At 30.9% G+C, this 19,823-nt stretch carries 16 protein-coding genes, 1 tRNA gene and 1 pseudogene; 11 read left to right on the top strand and 7 right to left on the bottom strand.

Annotation, left to right across the window (positions count from 1 at the left end; all coding sequences use genetic code 11):
- Nucleotides 1-419: 419 nt before the first annotated feature.
- From GON26_RS12520 to GON26_RS12510, 3 genes are all read right to left on the bottom strand, one after another.
- Nucleotides 420-674: a GIY-YIG nuclease family protein gene (locus GON26_RS12520; protein WP_160375106.1), complete on the bottom strand. Its 255-nt coding sequence runs from the start codon at nt 672-674 to the stop codon at nt 420-422.
- A 155-nt stretch (nt 675-829) separates the two neighbouring features.
- Nucleotides 830-1,282, bottom strand: a complete 453-nt coding sequence (locus GON26_RS12515) for a hypothetical protein (RefSeq protein ID WP_160375105.1) — start codon at nt 1,280-1,282, stop codon at nt 830-832.
- Complete coding sequence (locus GON26_RS12510; RefSeq protein ID WP_160375104.1) at nt 1,275-1,895, bottom strand: hypothetical protein; 621 nt, start codon at nt 1,893-1,895, stop codon at nt 1,275-1,277. The genes GON26_RS12515 and GON26_RS12510 overlap by 8 nt, the downstream gene beginning before the upstream one ends.
- A 613-nt stretch (nt 1,896-2,508) precedes the next feature.
- Between GON26_RS12510 and GON26_RS12505 the strand changes: the two genes are divergently transcribed.
- From GON26_RS12505 to GON26_RS12485, 5 genes and pseudogenes are all read left to right on the top strand, one after another.
- Complete coding sequence (locus tag GON26_RS12505; RefSeq protein WP_160375103.1) at nt 2,509-3,363, top strand: restriction endonuclease; 855 nt, start codon at nt 2,509-2,511, stop codon at nt 3,361-3,363.
- A 491-nt stretch (nt 3,364-3,854) separates the two neighbouring features.
- The gene (locus GON26_RS12500; protein ID WP_160375102.1) at nt 3,855-6,959 is read left to right on the top strand and encodes an SIR2 family NAD-dependent protein deacylase; all 3,105 of its coding nucleotides are present in this window, start codon (nt 3,855-3,857) and stop codon (nt 6,957-6,959) included.
- A gap of 268 nt (nt 6,960-7,227) precedes the next feature.
- Nucleotides 7,228-7,458: pseudogene (locus GON26_RS12495) on the top strand (IS3 family transposase); the annotation flags it as partial.
- 191 nt (nt 7,459-7,649) lie between these two features.
- Nucleotides 7,650-8,822 carry an ATP-binding protein gene (locus GON26_RS12490; protein WP_160375100.1) on the top strand — a complete coding sequence of 391 codons (1,173 nt, stop codon included), beginning with the start codon at nt 7,650-7,652 and terminating at the stop codon, nt 8,820-8,822.
- Nucleotides 8,822-11,281, top strand: coding sequence for an ATP-binding protein (locus tag GON26_RS12485; protein WP_160375099.1), 2,460 nt, complete (start codon nt 8,822-8,824; stop codon nt 11,279-11,281). The genes GON26_RS12490 and GON26_RS12485 overlap by 1 nt, the downstream gene beginning before the upstream one ends.
- Before the next feature lie 118 nt (nt 11,282-11,399).
- Here the strand turns inward: GON26_RS12485 and GON26_RS12480 are convergent, their stop codons facing one another.
- On the bottom strand, nt 11,400-11,807 hold the full coding sequence (locus GON26_RS12480) for a helix-turn-helix domain-containing protein (protein ID WP_160375098.1): 408 nt from the start codon (nt 11,805-11,807) through the stop codon (nt 11,400-11,402).
- A 179-nt stretch (nt 11,808-11,986) separates the two neighbouring features.
- Here GON26_RS12480 and GON26_RS12475 point away from each other — a divergent pair, with 179 nt between their 5' ends.
- Genes GON26_RS12475 through GON26_RS12465 form a run of 3 tightly spaced genes read left to right on the top strand, consistent with a single transcriptional unit; the run spans nt 11,987 to nt 14,588 of the window.
- Nucleotides 11,987-12,556 (top strand): hypothetical protein, encoded by a 570-nt coding sequence (locus tag GON26_RS12475; protein WP_160375097.1) that lies wholly within the window; start codon nt 11,987-11,989, stop codon nt 12,554-12,556.
- A 34-nt stretch (nt 12,557-12,590) separates the two neighbouring features.
- Nucleotides 12,591-14,207: a hypothetical protein gene (locus GON26_RS12470; protein WP_160375096.1), complete on the top strand. Its 1,617-nt coding sequence runs from the start codon at nt 12,591-12,593 to the stop codon at nt 14,205-14,207.
- 30 nt (nt 14,208-14,237) lie between these two features.
- The gene (locus GON26_RS12465; RefSeq protein ID WP_160375095.1) at nt 14,238-14,588 is read left to right on the top strand and encodes a hypothetical protein; all 351 of its coding nucleotides are present in this window, start codon (nt 14,238-14,240) and stop codon (nt 14,586-14,588) included.
- Between the two features lie 1,154 nt (nt 14,589-15,742).
- Here the strand turns inward: GON26_RS12465 and GON26_RS12460 are convergent.
- Together GON26_RS12460 and GON26_RS12455 are read right to left on the bottom strand one after the other, a co-directional pair.
- A complete protein-coding gene (locus tag GON26_RS12460) occupies nt 15,743-16,060 on the bottom strand; it encodes a DUF6922 domain-containing protein (protein ID WP_160375094.1) in 318 nt (105 codons plus the stop codon).
- A 40-nt stretch (nt 16,061-16,100) separates the two neighbouring features.
- Nucleotides 16,101-16,793, bottom strand: a complete 693-nt coding sequence (locus GON26_RS12455) for a nucleotidyl transferase AbiEii/AbiGii toxin family protein (protein ID WP_160375093.1) — start codon at nt 16,791-16,793, stop codon at nt 16,101-16,103.
- A gap of 209 nt (nt 16,794-17,002) precedes the next feature.
- Here GON26_RS12455 and mobA point away from each other — a divergent pair, with 209 nt between their 5' ends.
- From mobA to GON26_RS21880, 3 genes are all read left to right on the top strand, one after another.
- Entirely contained in the window at nt 17,003-17,440 is a 438-nt protein-coding gene (mobA, locus tag GON26_RS12450) for a conjugal transfer protein MobA (protein ID WP_160375092.1), read from the top strand.
- A gap of 372 nt (nt 17,441-17,812) precedes the next feature.
- Entirely contained in the window at nt 17,813-18,073 is a 261-nt protein-coding gene (locus GON26_RS12445) for a hypothetical protein (RefSeq protein ID WP_160375091.1), read from the top strand.
- A gap of 10 nt (nt 18,074-18,083) precedes the next feature.
- A complete protein-coding gene (locus tag GON26_RS21880; protein ID WP_394350401.1) occupies nt 18,084-19,736 on the top strand; it encodes a recombinase family protein in 1,653 nt (550 codons plus the stop codon).
- Here the strand turns inward: GON26_RS21880 and GON26_RS12435 are convergent.
- Nucleotides 19,696-19,768: transfer RNA gene (locus GON26_RS12435), tRNA-Met, on the bottom strand. The genes GON26_RS21880 and GON26_RS12435 overlap by 41 nt on opposite strands.
- Between the last annotated feature and the right edge of the window lie 55 nt (nt 19,769-19,823).

Raw genomic sequence — 19,823 nt, 5'->3', positions numbered from 1 at the left:
TTCTATGTGAACTTTGCGCAGTTTTTTTGTTTCTTAGAAATTGTAAACCTTATAAAATTCTTTGACTGTTTCTATTTGCTAGAATAATTTTATAAAAACAAAAAAACTCCAGATTTCTCTGAAGCTTTTTGTCTTAGTAGTTCGCCGGGCGAAGACCCGAACCTGTGTCCGCCGCGGCGTATATGAGCCCGACGATATAACTTATTATCTTACCAATAAGCTTGTCCTAATAAAAAATTAAACTAAAAAATCCGTTATCATCCGCGTTTTGGCAAAGCCAATCCATGTCATCCGCGTTCCATGACACAGCATTTAAACAAAAAAAAGCTCCAGAGAAATCTGGAGCTTTTTGTCTTAGTAGTTCGCCGCGGCGAAGACTCGAACCTGTGTCCGCCGCGGCGGATATGAGCCCTCCAAGTTTATCGATTATCAATTATCTTTTTAATAAATTCCCTTCCAATTCCGGTTTTTAAATATTTTTCTCTTTTAATAGCTTCGGATTTTGAATTGAAAAATTCTACATGAATTACTTTCCAAGGCCTATATTTTAAAGTATATCCTTTTGTTTCAAGGGAATTATGAGATTTAAATCTTTCAATTAAATTAGAAGTATAACCAGTATAATTTTTATTAAATTTTTCAGAGAAGAGAATATAAACAATAAATTCATCCATAAAACTAAAGTGTTATAAACAAAAAACACCAGCTTTTTCAAGTGGTGTTTTTCTTAGTAGCGGGAAACCTTGAAAAATCTAACGAGTTTATTGATGATTTTTATAAAATTGTTAATGCAATTGAAAGTTTTTAAAAAACAAGTTATGAGAAAGGTTTACTTCAACTGATTTGATAAATGTAAAATCTCATTTTTTTCATCATTATTATACTCATGGAATTTTCCTTTTAAAAAAGAAAATTTACCTGCATTAATATCTTCCTCATATCTTTTAGTTAAGTTTTTTTGAATTTGGTCTAAATTTTTTCCAAGAAATTCCATGTTTAATCCAAAAACTAATTTTAAAATATTTGTTTTAGGATTTCGTATCTCAGTTCCTTTAAAAGAATATCCATATTTGTTTTTAAAAATTACATATTCTCTAATATTAGGACAATGATACATACTGTAGACAGAATCATTCTCTGAATTAATTATTTGATGGAATAATTCTTCTATTTCATCAATTTGTGAATTTTTAAAAAATATTAGTTTAGCCCCCAAAAGATAAGGCAGTGTTATTTTTTTTGAAGAATTTTCAAGAATGATTTCCCAGTAGTAGTTACTCATCTAATAAATTTTTAATAATTTCAACAATTTTTTCTCTCGGATATTCTCCAAAATTAATTTCTTTAGATTTAGTGTTTCGTCGTACTTTGATTTCTGGCTCAGGTTCTCCATCAAATTTAATAATTTGAGTTTTATAAATTGTTTTTTGAGATAAATCTATAAAACTTAACATTAGTTGTCGTCGTTTGGCAATTGTTCCATTTGTGTATTTTCCTTCCTCGATTTCTTCAATCTCATTAATCCATATTAAGATATTAGCATTAATTATACTATCGGTTATTTTAGAACTATATTTTTTTTCAGGAAATATGTAATGGAATTTTAAAGCTTGTTGAGGATTGCACAATTCTTTATGAAAAGTCTCAATTATAAATACTTTTTTAATTATTGGTTTAGCTTCAATTTTTTTTAGGTCGTTACAATTAAATGTTTTGAAAAACAAAATGTTAGAGTTATTCCAATATTTTTTAAAAGTTTTTTCGTTAGCTTCCTTATCAGCTAATTTATTTTCCTTTTTAGAAAATGAACTTTCAATTATATTGTATAAAACAATGAATAAAACAAAAACGAAAATAATTACTAGACATCCAAATTGGTTTTTATTTTTACTCATAGATTTTATTTACAATTAATATTTTTTGATATTCAGTTTTATTTAAAATAGTAGATTCCGAAGAGGATAGGAATTAAAAATAAAACAAATATATGTATAATCGCATTAATATTCAATTTGCAATTTATCAATTTTGGTCCAAACCTTGAATTAAATAAAAGCCATATTAGTAATGAATTTTTATGATTTTTAATATTAACTTTTACTATCAAAAACGTACCAAAACATTAGAATTTTGTACTAGCTTTGCCTGTATCCGCTGGAATACTCAAACATGATTTTAATAGGTTTCCAAAACTCCCCGCTCTACTAATATCGGCTATTTTAATGCAAAATCCCATCATTTAATTACTCAAATTACCTGCCCGCGAGGTAAATTGTGTACCTAAACTATCCACTACCATCCATGCTGTAGATGAAAACTTTACAAATTTTAAAATCTCATTGAGGAGTGTGTCATTTTGGAACAGTTATTTTGCTAGTCAAAAAAAATATTTTGAAAAAAAAGTGCCATAAAGCTACAGTTTTGAAAATTTGAGAGTATTTATTGTTAAGATGCTTGAGTAACCTCCTTGTATGGAGTTCCTGTATCTAAAACAATAATGAGATACTTATGATTATAAATTTTTCTGAAATTCCTAAAGCTAATACTGGGGATGGAGACCAAGATACTTTTGAATTATTTGCTCGTGAATTTCTGCAAGAATTGGGATATGAAATTATAGCAAATCCGAGTAGAGGTGCAGATAATGGTAAAGATCTTATTGTTAGAGAAATAAGAACAGGAGTAAGTGGTCAAGATACAGTTATTGATTGGCTTGTGAGTTGTAAACACTATTCTCATTCGGGAAAGTCTATAACGCCTACTATTGAGAATAATATAAATGATCGTGTTATTGCAAATAAATGTAATGGTTTTTTGGGCTTTTATTCTACTTTACCTTCAGAGGGATTAGTTAAAATTTTAAATAACATGCCATTCCAAATATTTTATAAGGAAAAAATTGAAAAACATATTGTTGGGATAGACAAATTTGAAAAAATTTATCAAAGGTTTTTCCCAATTTCATTTAGTAAATGGAAGTCGCTTTCTCCTTGTTATGCCCCGATAAAACTTTTTGATTTTTACATTTCAAACGCACACAAGTCCAATTTTGAAATATTTAAAAAAGCTTTTAAAACTAATGAGGGAATGTTCGTGGCTTTACTAAAAAGTGAAACGGTTGAAGATTTTCTTGAGTTTAGAAATATTAAAACCCATAAAATTGATATAGATTCAGAATATGACAAATTTTATACTCTATACTATAATGAGATAAAATCCAAAAAATATACTGAAGAAAAGCAGTTTTTGAGAGAAAAAATTCTGGAACAATTAAAGATTGAAGACACAATTAACTTTGATGTTGAGGGATTCATGATCAGGGAAGCTGGACATGGAAGATATATTTTAGCTCCTTCTGTTTAGGTAATCAATGATGTAGAATATAAACATTTGGTTTTAGATTATAATTTACTAAAAAGGATGATTGAAAATTAGAGTTTATATCAAAAATTAACTTATGCTCTAATTCGATTTTTTCTTTTTCATTTTCATAAAAATGCCCCAAAATAGTGTCTAACTTTTTGAGGGCAGTTCACTCTGACTTTGCGTATTTTTTTGTTTCTTAGAAATTATAAACCTGAAAAAAGTCTCCTGACTTTTACGGTTAGTTCTTATGATTATCTTGGATTTTTATACTCAGAAAAAACATTCAAAGAAAATGGTTTTAAGTCGGAGACTTTGAGAAGTATTCGTTTTTCATTTACATTTGTTTGAAATGGCTCAAAGTCAGAGAATGCGCAGCGTGAATAAAGAACACTTCGGAGAGCAGGGAAATAATAATAATAATGAATAAGTTACTTAATTTGTTTTACTATAAAATTTTGCTTAATCTTGAATAGACTTAAAAATAAATTATGATTCCTAAATCACTTATTGAACAAATTAAAGAAGGTAATGTTGTATTGTTTCTAGGCTCAGGCGCACTTATTGGTGCAACTCATCAAAAAGGAAACAAAGTACCAATTGGAAAAGAATTAGCAGAAATATTAATTGATAAATTTCTTGATGATGATTTAAAAGGCTCATCATTATCTATGGTTTCTGAATTAGCTATTTCAGATTATGATTTATATACAGTTCAAAAATTTATTGCGGACTATTTTGAGGATTTTGAACCATGTGATTTTCATTTAAAAGTACCCCATTTTAGATGGAAGGCAATAGTGACTACTAACTACGATTTAGTGATAGAAAAAACGTATAGTAAGGTTCAGAAAAAACAGCAAATACTAGTAAAATTCATGCGAGATGAAAGAATTAATGACAAACTTAAATCTGTAAATGACTTACTATTTATAAAATTGCATGGATGTATTACAGAAATAAATAATCCCCAGTTACCATTAATTTTAACAACGGATCAATATGTAACACATAAAAAAAATAGAGAAAGGCTATTTGAAAGAGTTGTAGAATTGGCGAGAAATCATACATTATTATTTATTGGACATAGTTTAGAAGATAGTGATATACGAGAAGTTTTGTTAAAACTCGATACGGATCTAACTAATAGAATGCGGTCATATATAATCGCCCCAAATGTAAAATCTGCAATTGAAAGAATGCTGTCAACAAAAAAAATTACAGCGTTAAATTATACCTTTTCAGGCTTTATTGAGGAATTGACAAACAATATTAATTTAGATGATTTAGATAAGGAATTAGATAAAAGATTAGAACTTGATTTGAGCAATTCAATTTTAAATAAAATTTCTTTAAATGACAACAAACCAAGTGAAAGCTTGGTGAATTTTATTAAAAATGACATTGTCATTGTTGAAGATAATCCTAAAATTGAGTTAATTCATCCTAAAGAATTTTATAAGGGGACTGTTTACAATATAAGTCCCATGATTCAAAATTTAGATGTAAGAAGGAGTATAGAAAATGGTATTGCAACAGAGATATTTTTAAATAGTGAAAAAAATGAACAAAACTTATTTGTAATCTTAGGTCACGCGGGTTCTGGAAAAACTGTTCTATTAAATAGAGTTGCATACGAAGGATTCAAATCATTTAATAAGATTTGTCTAATTCTCAATAAAGAAATTTTACTAAATGCTGAACCAATTATAGAATTATATAATTTAGTAAAGGAGAGAATTTTTTTATTCGTTGATAATGCCTATAATAATGAACTTGAAATTGCGCACTTAATTGAAAGATCTAAAAAAGAAAGTGCATTAGTAACAATTATTTCTGCTGAAAGATTAAATATTTGGAATGTAGAATGTAATAGAATAAAATTTTACTGTACCAATTCTTATATATTAAAGTATTTGACTGAATCAGAAATAAATTCACTTTTGAATCTTCTTGAAGTTCATGATAGTCTTGGTTATTTAAAAAACAAAACTAGGGATGTACAAATTAAAGAATTTGAAGAAAAGGCAGGTAGAGAATTATTAGTTGCTCTTTATGAGTCTACACAAGGCAAAAGTTTTCAGGAAATTGTTACTGATGAATATCATTCAATTCCTGATGAGTTAGCTAAACAAATGTATATAACAGTTTGTTTACTTCATAGTCTTGGAACATTTGCTAGGGCGGGCTTGATCTCAAGAGTACATAATATTACTTATGCTCAATTTGAAGAAAAGTTTTTCAGACCGTTAGATTCACTAATATTTTCTAAAAGAGAGTATTATATTAATGATTTTATATATGAAACTCGTCATAGACTAATTTCTGAATTTGTAATTGATTCAATATTTTCAGACGAGAATATAAGGTTTGACGAGTTCATAAGGCTTCTGAATAATTTGGATATTGACTATGACTGTGATAAAGAAGCATTTTTATACCTGACAAATGCTAAAAAACTTTTAAATCATTTTAGAGATCCATCAAAAATCAGACAAATCTATACCATTGCTAGTAACAAGAGTTATAATGATGAAAAATTACTTCAACAACAGGCAATTTTTGAAATGGAAAGTAATGGAGGTAGTTTAATTATTGCTGAGAAATTATTAAACAAAGCTGATGAAATAACAAATCATAATAATTCTTTAATAAGACACTCTTTAGCTGAACTAATCTTGAACAAAGCCTTACATACAGCTAACCTTTTAGAAAAGAAAAAATTAATAAGAGATGTTGAGCAAATTTGCGAGAGTATTGTAAAAAATAAATTTGTTACTGCACATCCATACCATACACTTATAAAATGTAAGTTACATTTACTTCAAATTTATTTAGATAATGATGATAATTATGCCTTTGAAAAAATTGTTAAGGAAACTGAATTATTAATTTCTAAAGCTCTACAATTTTTTCCTGATGAATCCCATATTATTGAATCAAATTCAAATTTTAACAAGATAATTCAGAATGAGCCCAAAGCTTTACAATTATTGGAAGATGCCTTTAATGCTAATAAAAAAAGTACTTATTTATGTAGAAGTTTAGCAAATATATACGAGAGTAATGGGGACTTGCCTAAAGCAATTGAAACAGTAGAGACAACACTAAATTCTAATCCTGGTGACAGAGATCTAAATTTTAAGATGGGGCATCTTTTAATTCGTATGAATGAAATAGAGAACTTGCCAAACATAATACACTATCTGAAAAGAAGTTTTACAAAAAAAGATAATAGATACCACGCACAATTTTGGTACGCAAGAGCTTTATATATAAATAACGATATTGATTTGGCACTACCTATTTTTAAAACTTTAAGTTATGCTAATCTTGATCCAAAAATAAAGTCATCTGTAAGGGGAACTATTAGGAATTCTAATGGCGACTTGGAAATATATACAGGTGAAATTCATAGTGTTTTTAGCAATTATGGGTTTATAAAAAGAAATCAAATTGCTGATACAATTTATTTTACTTTGTTTGATAATGAGTACACTGCTTTTGAAGAAATAAATAGAAATTCTAGAGTGTCCTTTAATCTTGGCTTCAATTATAAAGGACCTGTGGCAATTAACGTTAAAATAATTTACTAATGAATCGATTAAGTACCCTACTCTAAAATGAGATGTTTTGTCCCCCCGCTCTCCGAAATCTTCCTGACCATCAAAAACTTTTAAATATAAGTTATCCATATTTTCAAAAACCAAATTACAGAATTTTTAATTTGGATTCTTACGAAAGTGATGAAGAATAAGAGCCTGCTGGTAACATAGATGCTACAAAGGATTTGGGCAATTGGCTTAATGGAAAAATGGTTTTGTATTTGGAAGGTTTGGCAAATCCGAAAGATAACGCTGATTTAGTATGAGCCGTAAAGAAGATTGTTGGGATAATGCTGTTGCAGAAAGTTTTTTCAAATTGCTAAAAACAGAATTAATTTATGGAAATAAACTAATTATTAAAGAACAAATGGAACTTGAAATTTTTGAATACATCGAAATTTGGTACAATAAAAAAAGAAGGCACTCTGCTTTGAACTTTAAAACTATTGAAGAATTTAATAAATTAACTAGTTACAAAAATGTAGCTTAACTTTTTCTCTACTTTTTGTTTGCATATCCAAAACAACTTTAGCAACGAAAAGCTATAAGCAGAAAGTGATTACTGCACAGGAAAAAGAAAAGGCTATATTCATTAATTCTACGTTATTGAATGTTAAATTTTAATATACATTTTTGCACATATGCAAAAATGTATATATTTGTGTTTTAAAAACAATAGCTATGATTGAAAATATAACTGGGTCGCCAGTAGAAGGAAGTAATTTCTTTGGAAGGGAAAAGGAATTGGAATATATCTGGAAACATATTCAGAAAGGAAATTCTATAATACTTTCTGCGCCAAGAAGAGTTGGTAAGTCATCCTTAGCAAAAAAAATAATACTACAAGCTAAAGATGCTGGCTGGAATTCAATGGAGATAAATTTAGAGGAAATAAAATCTGAAGAGGGGTTTTTAAAAGTTTTTATAAAAGAGCTGCAGAAACAAGATTGGTGGGGAAAGACAAAAGAAAAATCTTCTGAAATAATTGAAACGTTATTATCTTCATTTAAACTTTCGGGAGAGGCATTTGGTGTAAAAGGTAGTTTTGAGTACCAGAAAGGTAAAGAAGATTCTTATGATAATTTAAAAAAGCTATTAAATCATGGAGAAAACACATTAATAATGGTTGATGAAGTAACTGTATTGTTAAATAGTTTTATGGAAAGTGATCCAGTTAATGGGAAGAGGAATGCCGAATTCTTTTTGAACTGGTTGCGAAGTTTTAGACAGATCTCAGGAACTAAAATTCGTTGGATATTTTGTAGTTCTGTAGGTATCGATAATTTTACAAGTCAACATCAATTGAGTCATACTTTTAATGATGTTGATCCTTATCCAATCGGTGCGTTTAAGAGAGATAAGGCAAAACAAATGTTAAAGGAACTAGCTAAATCTGATAATATTATATTATCGGAAGAAATAATTGAATATAAATTAGATAAGTTAGGATGGTTACTTCCTTATTTTATACAAATTTTATTTTTTAAATTTTATCATTTAGTACAAGTAGAGGACCGAGAAATTACAATTGAAACTGTCGATGAGGCTTACAATCTATTATTAAACGAAAAACATCTTAATACATGGGAAGAAAGATTAAATGAGTATAAAGAATTACAAGATTTTGCTCGCAAATTATTAAAACGGCTTTCTAGTATTAAAGAGGGAGAGAGCAGACGTGTGCTGTTGTCTTTTTTAAACTCAATAGTTAACGATCAGGAAAAGGCGGAGTTAATTTTGAGTAAGTTGATATATATGCTTAGGAATGATGGTTATCTAATTGAAGAAGAGTCAAAATATACTTTTCGCTCTCCTCTTTTAAGAGATTTTTGGTACAATAGATTTTCAAGATAATGGATAAATTAAAACATATATCATTAAGCCAATTAGGTTTATATAATCCACAGAGATTAGATGATGAAACGGTAGAAATTTTATTTGTTGTAAGGCAAAAATATTTTCAATTATTGATGGATAAGATTAATAAAGAAAAATCAAATAGTATTCCACAACATTATTTGTTTATTGGTCAAAGAGGAATGGGGAAAAGCACCTTGTTGAAAAGATTAGAAGTAGAATTAAGAAAACAAAACTCTAAATTTATTCCATTACTTTTTCCAGAAGAACAATATAACTTAAATAAATTATCTGAGTTTTGGTTAAACAGTTTAGATGCATTGGCCGATGTTTTGGAGTTGTTAAAGAGAAAAGAAGAGGTCAAGTTAATTGATTCAAAAGTTAAAGAACTTGGAAATATTAAAGATGAAGAAGATTTAGCCAAACAAGCTTTTCAATTTCTGATTGAGATGTCTAAAAAAATTGATAGAAGAGCTGTATTATTAATTGATAATATGAGCTTTATTTTTGACAGACTTGATAAAAATGAACAGCATGTTTTACGCGCATGGTTAATGCAAAATGATGCGCCAATTCTCGTTGGGGCAAGTGCAGTAGAAATTGAAGATACTTTTAATTATGGTGCCCCTTTTTATGATGCATTTCAAATTAGTTATTTAAATAAATTAAGTTTTGAAGAACTTTTGGAGGTTTTGAATAATTTGGCAAAAGTTACTAATGCCCAAGAAGTTTTAATAAATATTCATGAAGAAATAGCACGATTAAAAACCATACATCAACTTACTGGTGGAAATCCAAGAACGGCTGTAATGCTCTTTAAAATAATTATAAAAGGATTTTCAAAAGAAATTAATGATGATTTAGAAGCATTACTTGATGAAATAACACCATTATATAAAGCAAGATTTGAAGAATTGTCTATTCAGATGCAGATAATTGTTGATGCAATAGCTTTAAATTGGGATCCAATAAATCTAGAACAATTAAGAACAGAGACAAGATTAGAAAATAATCAGCTTTCACCTCAATTAAAGCGATTAGTAGAACTAGGGTGGATCGAAAAATTGGATGCATATAAATCTAAAGGGAGCGCTTATCAAATTAGTGAACGTTTTTTTAATATTTGGTTTTTAATGCGTCGAAGCAGTCGTAGGCAAAAGAAAGAACTTTATTGTTTGTCCAAGTTTCTGGAAACTTTTTATGGAGACGATTTACATACCGTTGCAATGAATAGCTTATTAAGAGAAAGTAGAAGTCTTAATCAGATTACCTTAAATTTAGCAATGGCAGAAGTAGTGAAAGATAAAAAATTGAAAAAGCAACTTAAAGATAAATGTCAGAAAGACTTAAGGGATGAAGCAAAAGAAAATCCTAATATTTATGAGCAGTTTGGATTGGAAAATAATATAAATATTGATAATCAAAAGAATCAAGAATATATAAATTTTGAAGAATATTTATTAGAAGAGATCGGGAAAAATGAGAATAATGCTGAGGCTTGGTTTAAGTTGGCAAATGTGTATCAAAATTTAAATAAAAATCTAGAATCTAAGAAAGCATATTTAAAAACAATTGAATTAAATGACAAAATAGGTGCAGCATGGAATAATTTAGGAAATCTTTATTGGCATGAATTTTTGCTAAATGATAAGGCTGAAGAGGCTTATTTAAAAGCGATAGAAATTGATGCAAGTGAAACTGATTCACTTTTTAATTTAGCATTGTTTTATCATTCGGAATTAGATAAATATGAAGAAGCTGAAAAACTTTATTTGGCTGTTATTAAACGGAATGCAAATGATTCAGAAGCTTGGGTCAATTTAGGCGCATTATATATGTTAAATTTGCAAAATTATGATAAGGCGGAGAAAGCATTTTTAAATGCAATTAAGATAAATCCAAATAAATCAGCTGTTTGGAATGTTTTAGGAAATTTATACCAAGATCATTTACAAGATTATGACAAGGCTGAAAAAGCATATCAAAGAGCAATAGAATTACAATTAGATTCAAATGTCCCAAAATATAATTTAGTATTTTTATATAGAGATAAAATGAATAAGATTCCCCAAGCGGAGGAATATTTTAGCAAATTAGAAATCGACGAAATGAGTGCAGATAGTTATTGGCTAAATAAAACTTTATTTGAATTATACCATAGAAATGAAGGTATTGCAAAAGATGATATTGAAAAGGCATTTAATAAAGTACAACAATCTCTTCCGCTTACTACTCAAGATGATTGGTGGCGTTTTGGGGCTGTTACCATTAAATTGGGATATGGTACTTGGTTTTTGGGAATTCTTGAAGCTAAAGGTTTTGATACTCTATTAGCTCCTTATTATGTAGCAATAAAAGCATTAACGGAAATAGATACGCTTGGCTATTTAAATAGCCGAGCGGTTGAAATAAGAGAGCCAGCAAAAAGAATAATGAAAATTATGGAAAAGTACTAAAACAATTTCCGAAGCATTTTATTAATGAATTAAAAAGGGAATTAAAAAAGTTAATATTCAAACAAAAAGAGACTCGAAAGTCTCTTTTTGTTTGAATTAACGTATTTCTTATAAAAGCTCATTTGTCTTTTAGTAATTTCTCCAAAACCTTAATCTGCTCATCTTTGGCTTTCAAAAGTTCTAAATTTAGTCTTTTAATTTCTTCTAAGGCCTCAATCCATTTTTCTACTGGATTTATATTAAAAGTTGGATAATAATTGTATCCATTAGATTGATCATTAAAAGTATTAGATATGATATTTACTGCCTGTTCCTCATCAAAATTTTGAAAAGCTTCCACTGGAATTTTTAACACTGCTGAGATTTGTTTAAGCAGATTATCTTCAATTACATCTTTCTGCTCCAGCATAGAAATTTTCTTCTGATTCCAGTCTTCTCCCAGATCATAAGCTAATGCCTCCTGCTTTATATTAAGCATTTCTCTGAAGCGTTTTACGTTTCTTCCCTGATGTATTTTCTGTTCCATAATGATTATCAATTTTCTGATGGCTCAAAGATAAAGCCATGGGGATTAAAAAATCTGAATTTCAAAGATAAAAAAATATCCCGTAAAATATCCCTTTTGTCAGATATTATATCCATTTATGGAATAGTTTATCCTGTTGAAAGGCAGGAACTTCGCTTTGAATTCTAAATATTTCCGTTATGAAAAAGAATAAAATATCCTTTGGAACTAATTTTTGGTCAGCTTATGAGGCAGGAAATCCATATGATGCTCTTCACGCTTTTTTTGATTTCTCCCATCTTGATGAGTATAAACAGATTTTAAGCGGCGTGGCAATCCACAGCTACAGGAGGAAGATTTATAAGCAGGATAATCCTTGCCATGTTTTTGTAATTTATACTGCTTTGGGCTCGTTTATCAAAGTCTGCAACTGTCTGAAAAGAAAAAGCAGGAAATGGCAGGTGGAGGGTTCGGGCGACTTCAGTTCAATAATTCATCTGGCTTCACTAAGTAAAGAAGAGTATAAAGATCCTTTTAAGGTATTTCAAAAGGCATTCGAAGAAATATCATTAGAGCAGTTTGAATCCTTTCTCTGCGAAATCGTGCACATTTCATTATCTCCGCGCGCAGGAGAATCGGATTATGATATTATAACTCCTTATATCTATTTAATCAAAATGCTGGATGCAGGACAGCTTAGCATGGAAAGAGGCATTGAAAAGATTAAAAAAAAGAAGCTGTGTTGGGATATTTTATCCCCTGTCGAATGAAATAACCTTTATAAAAACTTCAAAAAAAAACAGTATGAAAACTCTAAAAAAAATTACGTTTCCAGAACTCGAAAATGAGTATTTGGAAAATATTCTCAGAGAGCTGGTAAATAAGTATAATATTATCCAGGTGTTTTTTACCAGACAAAGTTCTGTTGCTTTCTCAAACCTTATCATAAATCTGGACAGCGGTATGGATGTGCAGAAACTCCAGCAGAGTAAATGGGTAAGAAAAGTTAAAGAAAACTTTCAGATCAACATATACTTTATCTTTTCTTCGAAGCTTCATCATTATTATTCTTTAGGCGATCCTTTTATTGGATTTTATTGTCGCGCATCTGCTGTAATCTATGAGAATAAAGAATTTGAAAACTCAACTTTCAGGCAATGGGAATGGAAAAAATACAAGAAAAGATTTTATGATTACGAAAATAATTTTTATCACGATCATGAACTTCATAAATGGCAGATCAAAAATCTCATTTCAGAAAGTGCTTCAAATGCTGTTTTTACTTCTTATTCAAGGCTTATTGAATATGATTTCCAATACTTGGAGGAACTGTACTTAGGAAGTAAATCTGTCTCTGTAAGTATAAATGATAGAATCGCCAGTCTCTCGGTATATATTCCTGCTATTCAAAGATACTTTGTGAAAAGCTCCAAAGGCAGATATTTTCTTACTGATCTGTTTGAGCAGGCGAAGGAAGCTTCTAGCGATGATGAGGCGTTGTATCGTAATGAAATGTTTGAAGCTGTAGGTGAAGCTGAAAAAAATCTCTGCCATCTTATTGGAGAAAGGTTGAGTGAACTGAAGAAACTAATAAAAAAAGAATATGCAGGTAAAAAAGAAGTTTTGTGCCAAACCAATAATAAGCCTGCAATTACAGTGCTTGATACAGCTGTTCAAATAATTTTGCAAAGGGCAGAACCAGAACAGATTTATGCGTTTTATGAGACAACCAGCAATGATAAAATAATTTATTATCTGTTGCTTATTGCCGAAAATGCAGGTAATGAAAAATTAAAAATAATTACCGATTGTTTAAAAAGCAAGACGGGCGGGAAATGTAATTTTGTTCTGATCAGCCACAGTCGTTATTGGATACAGAATAACCTCTATGAGTATCAGAGTTTTTTTGAGAAAGTCATAAAAGAAAATTATCTGATTTATTCATCAAATGAGTATCATCCAGAATTTCACTGGGAAGAACCGCACAAACCTTATTACGGTGACCTTCACATTTTTTATAAATCGGTAGAAAAATGTGCGGAGCAGTTTTCTGCAACAGCCCACAACAGTGAGGAAAATTACTGTGGGCTGGGTTCTTTATTTGCAAAGTTTTTTCTTTCGTTCTGCAGAACCTATATTTTCGTAAAAACCTATTATATGCCCAATTATCTTTCAAGCAAGGCATTGTGGGATTTATGCATTTACGCGGATAATGATATTAAAAAGTACAATTATTTAATGGAGACGTTCTGGACAGATGTATTTAATTATCTGGATGCAAATAGGACTGTTTCGCATGGCTTAACAAGGCTTGACGCGGAAAAGGTTTCTCAAATGGAAATGATTATCACAAAGCTTAGCAATGAACTTCATAAACTGGTAATTGAAGATGGGCTGTTAAAAATTTATGAGCAGGACTGATTTGGTAAAATTAATTTAAGAATAGTGGGCATGGAGACAGATGAAATTAGAAAATTAGAAAGAATCGGAATATTAAGCGAAAGACTGCTTAATACTCTGAAACCAGCCGAGGATAGAAGAGGAATGTATAACGCAGAGATCAGGATATACGATTATTATGAACTTGTTTCCATTATAAGAAATCTGATGAAGCTCTGCATAATCGCTTTAGACAGGGACAGTGCAGAAGTTCCTCCAACAATTCAAAACCAGAATATTGATGTCGGGCTAATATTAGGGGGCGCACTTCAGTTATTTCCGATTGATGAATTTGAACTTATAAACGAAATTAGCGATCTATACCACTGCCAGAAAGATGGAACTATAGTTGATTCTAAATAGCAAAAAACGTTTCATGTACATATTATGTCCATGGCAATAATGGATATGCTTTACAAAAAACATTGAAATAAAAAAAAACGATAACAATTTTTCTAATTAATCTAAATTCAGCTATAATTTTAAAAAAAAAAAACGCCGACTTCGGAGGTGTTTTCCAGTCCCGCAGGGCAAGTTGTTTTGAGATGCGGAAAGTATTTCAAGCATCTCAAAACACAACTTGCAGGTTTCCTGCGAAACCATTTTTAGAGATAGATTTAATGAAAGGGCTTGATGCCCTTTTTTTTGTAATTGTCTAGGTTATTTATTTTAGAAATATGCAATTAAAGAGGCTTATCGCAGTTTGATAAAGTATTCTTTGGGGAAGCCAGCAGACTTCGGGAAGATTAATGCAGTAATAACTTGTATATTTTGTTAACAATCAAGAAATCAATCATGTATAAGCACAGGTAGGCAGGCATGGGCAGAAGCAGGTGTGCAATTATGCAAGAATGTAAGTAATCAAGTATGTTGGTATGCAAGCACGCTGGCATGCAGGAATGCAAGCCTGCAAGTATTTACTTATTTGTACAGGCATTTTTAAAACCATAAAAATGTAAAAATGCTTTTATGGTTTTTCCGGAAATTTCGCGATTTTATTTCAGGTAAATTTTGAAAAGATAATTGAACTTCACAATACCAATAAAAATATCTTTTACAAAGAAAACAGAAAAACGGTAAAAAGAAAAAGAAAGCAATTTCACACGACGGGATGCAGTCAGGCCAAAAGGAATCGGAATAAGTCCCGAAGGGTGGCTTGTGAGGAACGAGCAAGACATTATGCCGAAGTCTTTTTGCCAGACTGAATAAGCCCGTCATATCTTCGTTTTCTTTTTTATTGTTTCTGAAAAAAAGAATAAAAATCAGTGCTTATAAAAATAGAACATATTACGGGAATTTTATAATTACAATACCGGCAAATATTATAATATTAGATACAGATCTTAAACTAATATTTTAAGCTCGTAATATCTTAATTAGTATAATCGTTTAGAAAGCATACGCCATAGTGCGGATAGTAAACATAAAATGGAAGATTATGTTTATGGACATGCCCTCCAGACTGCAGTGAAGTGATTAATCATTATGGTCGGAGGGCTTATTTATTAAATGCAGGACTAAATCCAGTGATAGGGTTTGTCCTTACGGTTGAGGTAGCAGTACATTTCTTCCTTTTTGAGTTCGGGAAAGAATTTAAGGGCATCTTCAATAGCATAATTGGGCAGAAAGTAAATCTCTTCACGAACAGCCTTAATTACTTTTTCATGACCATAAAAACGCACGATCTCGTCAATTTCATTCTGGCCACCACGCTCAACAATACGGGCTATCACAGCAAGATAGGCTTTCTCCCAATCCAATTTGTCAATTTTTGTATCCCAAAAGAATTTGGGATGTAGGTTGGGTATTTGTTTGTGCGTTTCTGACTTTTTCATACTATAAATTTAATGATTTTTATTGGTTTTAACAACGTTTTTATCTTCGAAAACCTTTTCCTTTATTGGGATTTTTAATTTTATTGTCCTGGTTCTGAATTACGAATTTCCGCTCCGGATAAGCGACAGCTTTTTTAAGACGTTCAGACATTTTTAGCCAGTTTTTCTCTTTCCCTTTAACCATTGAAACATCATATTCTTGATTGATATTTCCAAAATAACTAAGAGCATGTTTTGCCCAAAAGGCATTTCCGTCATATTTTCTTTCATAAGCCTGAATATAGAATTTCAGGGGATTGTGTTCCAGTAGAAAATACATATCCACAAAATCTTTTAATCTTTGTCCGCTTTGAAAAATGGCATGTAGTTTCATAGCTCCAATATCTTCATTGGAGATCATGCGGATTCCTTCTGTATTTTCAACAGGATTCAGAAGAGGGTATTTGTGGGTTACAATATCAACTTTGATATCATCTATGTAGGTAAGAACTGTATTGTTGTATATCCTGCTTTCCTTTTCATCTGCGCCATAGACTTTCTGTAGATATTGCATCATTATCTGTGGATCAAAATCTTTTGTTGTGAAAAGATCAATATCTACCGATAAGCGGTGTCCTAATTTTAAAGAAAGTGCCGTACCTCCAACCAGTACATATTCTTTCAATTTCTGGTCTTTCATAAGCTTTTGCAGAAGTTCCCACATCTGATTGCTGACTGTTTCTTTGTAGAGCATAATTTCATGTTTTTCAGAAAATTAATTCTGAAAAAATCCTGTTCTCTTCAAGTGTCCTCTGGTGGCTTTATTTGACAGCGGATGCCCAGTTTTATAGGTTTAAGATTGTATGTGCCAAATGTCTCCAAACACTTCCAATTACTGCCACACTAGGTCACTAATGCTCATTATAAAATATATTGGCTTTATTAATACTATTAATTGAAATCATGGAAAATGAAGAAAGAAAGAATCGGAATAAAGGAGGCAGACCATCCAAACTAGATCCCGCCATCCATCGCTATTCCATCAGTCTTACTGCAGAAGAAAATGCCCGTTTCCTGACTCTTTTTGAAACCTCAGGGATGCATGTAATGGCACACTTTATTACAGCGTGTGTTTTTCAAAAAGGAATAAAAACAGTTAAGATTGATAAAGCGACAATGGATTATTATATGCGTCTGACCTCCTTTTACAGCCAGTTTAGGGCTGTTGGGGTGAATTATAATCAGGTTGTGAAGATTTTATATCAAAAATTTTCCGAAAAGAAAGCTTCGGCATATCTGTACAAACTGGAAAAGCAGACAATTGAATTAGCTGTTCTATCAGAAAGGATTATACAACTCACAGAGGAATTTGAAAAAAGGCATCTGAAACAAGATTCTTGATATTATAGCGAAAATTCCCAGAGCAGTAGGTCTGCACTGGTATTGATTCATGTCCAAGGTATAAAACATGATTTGTTAATTAATAATGTAATGATTTGATATTTAAATTATTAATGTTTTTCAATTGCTATTTAGAGTAAAAAAATGTATCTTTCGTTTATGTTCTGCCGCAGCTTTTTAATGTATAAATTAATTGTGCGCTTGTAATTCTGTTTTGGATACTACGACTTTAAAAGACAAAGAGCACCAGTGACACTGTAAACATCATAGCTTTAAATACACATAATTATATTTATTAAAATAAATATAATTATGTGTAATCAGAAAGATCGTGAAAAACGGTCTTTTGCAGTTTAAAGCAGGAGGTGCGAGATGGTAAATGAAGAAAAAGATAAAAGAAAAATCGCAGTTGGCAGAGACTTAATAGAGCCACATGCTGAAGGCATAAATAAAACGCTTGAACAAAGGAAAGATGTCTTTAATGATCAGAAAGAAAAAGCCAAAAATAATCAGGTAAAATTAACTATTGAAGAATTACGAAGCTGTAAAGGTTTTGAAACAGTATCAGAAGCGGAAGGTCAGGAGATAATTGATAGCCTGTTTCAATTAGCAGTAATAGTTTATAATTTTTAAAACTAAAAAGATGAGTATAGAAAATTTCAAAAAATTTCAAAAAGAAAAACTAGCTCAAAAGGACGAGGTAAGAGAAATTTGGGGCTACACTAGGGTAAGCTCCAAACTGCAGTTAGTAAATAACAGTCTGGAAGAGCAGAGGAGTGAAATAGTTCAGTTTGCATCTAAGAACGGCTACACGCTTAAAAATATACTTGGAGGCACTTACGAAAGTGCTTCGGGAGATTTCACAAGAAAAGAATTTACAAAACTGCTGGAAGAAGTTAAAAGTGCAAAGCAGAAACCCTTTGCAATTGCTATCAAATTTATCAGCAGGTTCTCCAGAACAGGAGGCAATGCTATTACTATTGTACATGAACTAGTAGATAAACTGGGTGTTCATTTGATTGAGACATCATCAGGACTCTGTACTAATGATGAATACAGTAAATTGGATATTTACAGCAAGCTATTGGATGCCAGAAGGGAAAATATGGACAGGTTAGAGAAAACAATTCCTGGAATGAAAGCACTGTTAAGGTCAGGAAACTGGCTGGGTAAAGCTCCCAGAGGCTATACAATGCGGGGGAGAAAAGTAGGAGACTATGCCTTAATGCAGGACACACAGTCTATTACAATCAATCAGGAAGGAGAGATTTTAAAAAAAGCATGGAAATGGAAACTTGCAGGGGAACGAGATTATGTGATCAGACAGAAACTTGAAAAATTGAATTTGGTTATTTCAAAACAGGGGATTAGTTCTATGTGGCGAAACCCATTTTATTGTGGGATTTTAGTTAATTCATTAATTGAAGAACCAGTAAAAGGAAACTGGACGGGTTTGGTTAGCGAAGAGGATTTCCTGAAAGTTGATAATATGCTTTCCGAGAACAATGTAATTGCAGTTAAAGAATATTGTAAAACCAAAGTTAATGAGTTTAGACCCCTTACAGGATTTTTAAGATGCGAGTGTGGATGCCTGCTGACAAGTTATGAGGTTCGAAAAAAGAAAGCACACTATTACAAATGCCAAAAATGTAAAAATGCCAGTTTTAATGCTCTGACTACTCAAAAATCAAAAGCAGAAGGTCTCAATGATTCTTTCGAAAGGTTATTGTCAAAATATACATTAAACTCAAAATATGTACAGCCTTTTAAAATACAGTTGAATAAATTTTTTGAAGATGTGAACGCAGAAGCTAAAGAGGAAATGAAAAGCTTGCATGCAAAGAAAAAAGACATTGAATCGAAAATTGAGAATTTGGATAAACGTTATTTTGAAAACCCAAATTTTGGAGATGAAAAATATAATAGATATACGCTTCAGTTTGAGACTGAACTAAAGATGATTGAAAGCCAGATATACTCCAATGCAAAAAAAATATCTAACCACAGCAGGCATATCGATAAGGTAATAGAAAAAGTTTCGAACATCAGTAAATACTGGAGAGAGGGAAATATTGAGAGTAAAATAAGAATTCAAAACTTGGTATTTCCTGAAGGTTTGTCAATTAGGGCAGAAAACAGGCAGTATCTAACCGATAAAGTAAACCTTGTTTTTAGGTTAGTGTCAACATTTACAAGGCTTGAGGTAAATAGTAAAAAGCAAATAACCCATCAAAATTTTGATGGGTTATTCTCTGTAGCGGGAACAGGACTCGAACCTGTGACCTTCGGGTTATGAGCCCGACGAGCTGCCTACTGCTCTATCCCGCGATGTTTCGGGTGCAAAGATACACAGTAAATACGGTTATGCAAAGAAATAGTCGAT

The sequence above is a fragment of the Flavobacterium hydrocarbonoxydans genome, from assembly GCF_009789235.1.
Lineage (GTDB): Bacteria > Bacteroidota > Bacteroidia > Flavobacteriales > Flavobacteriaceae > Flavobacterium > Flavobacterium hydrocarbonoxydans.
Note: the sequence above shows the minus strand (reverse complement) of the source record. Positions and strands in the feature narration are given on the sequence as shown.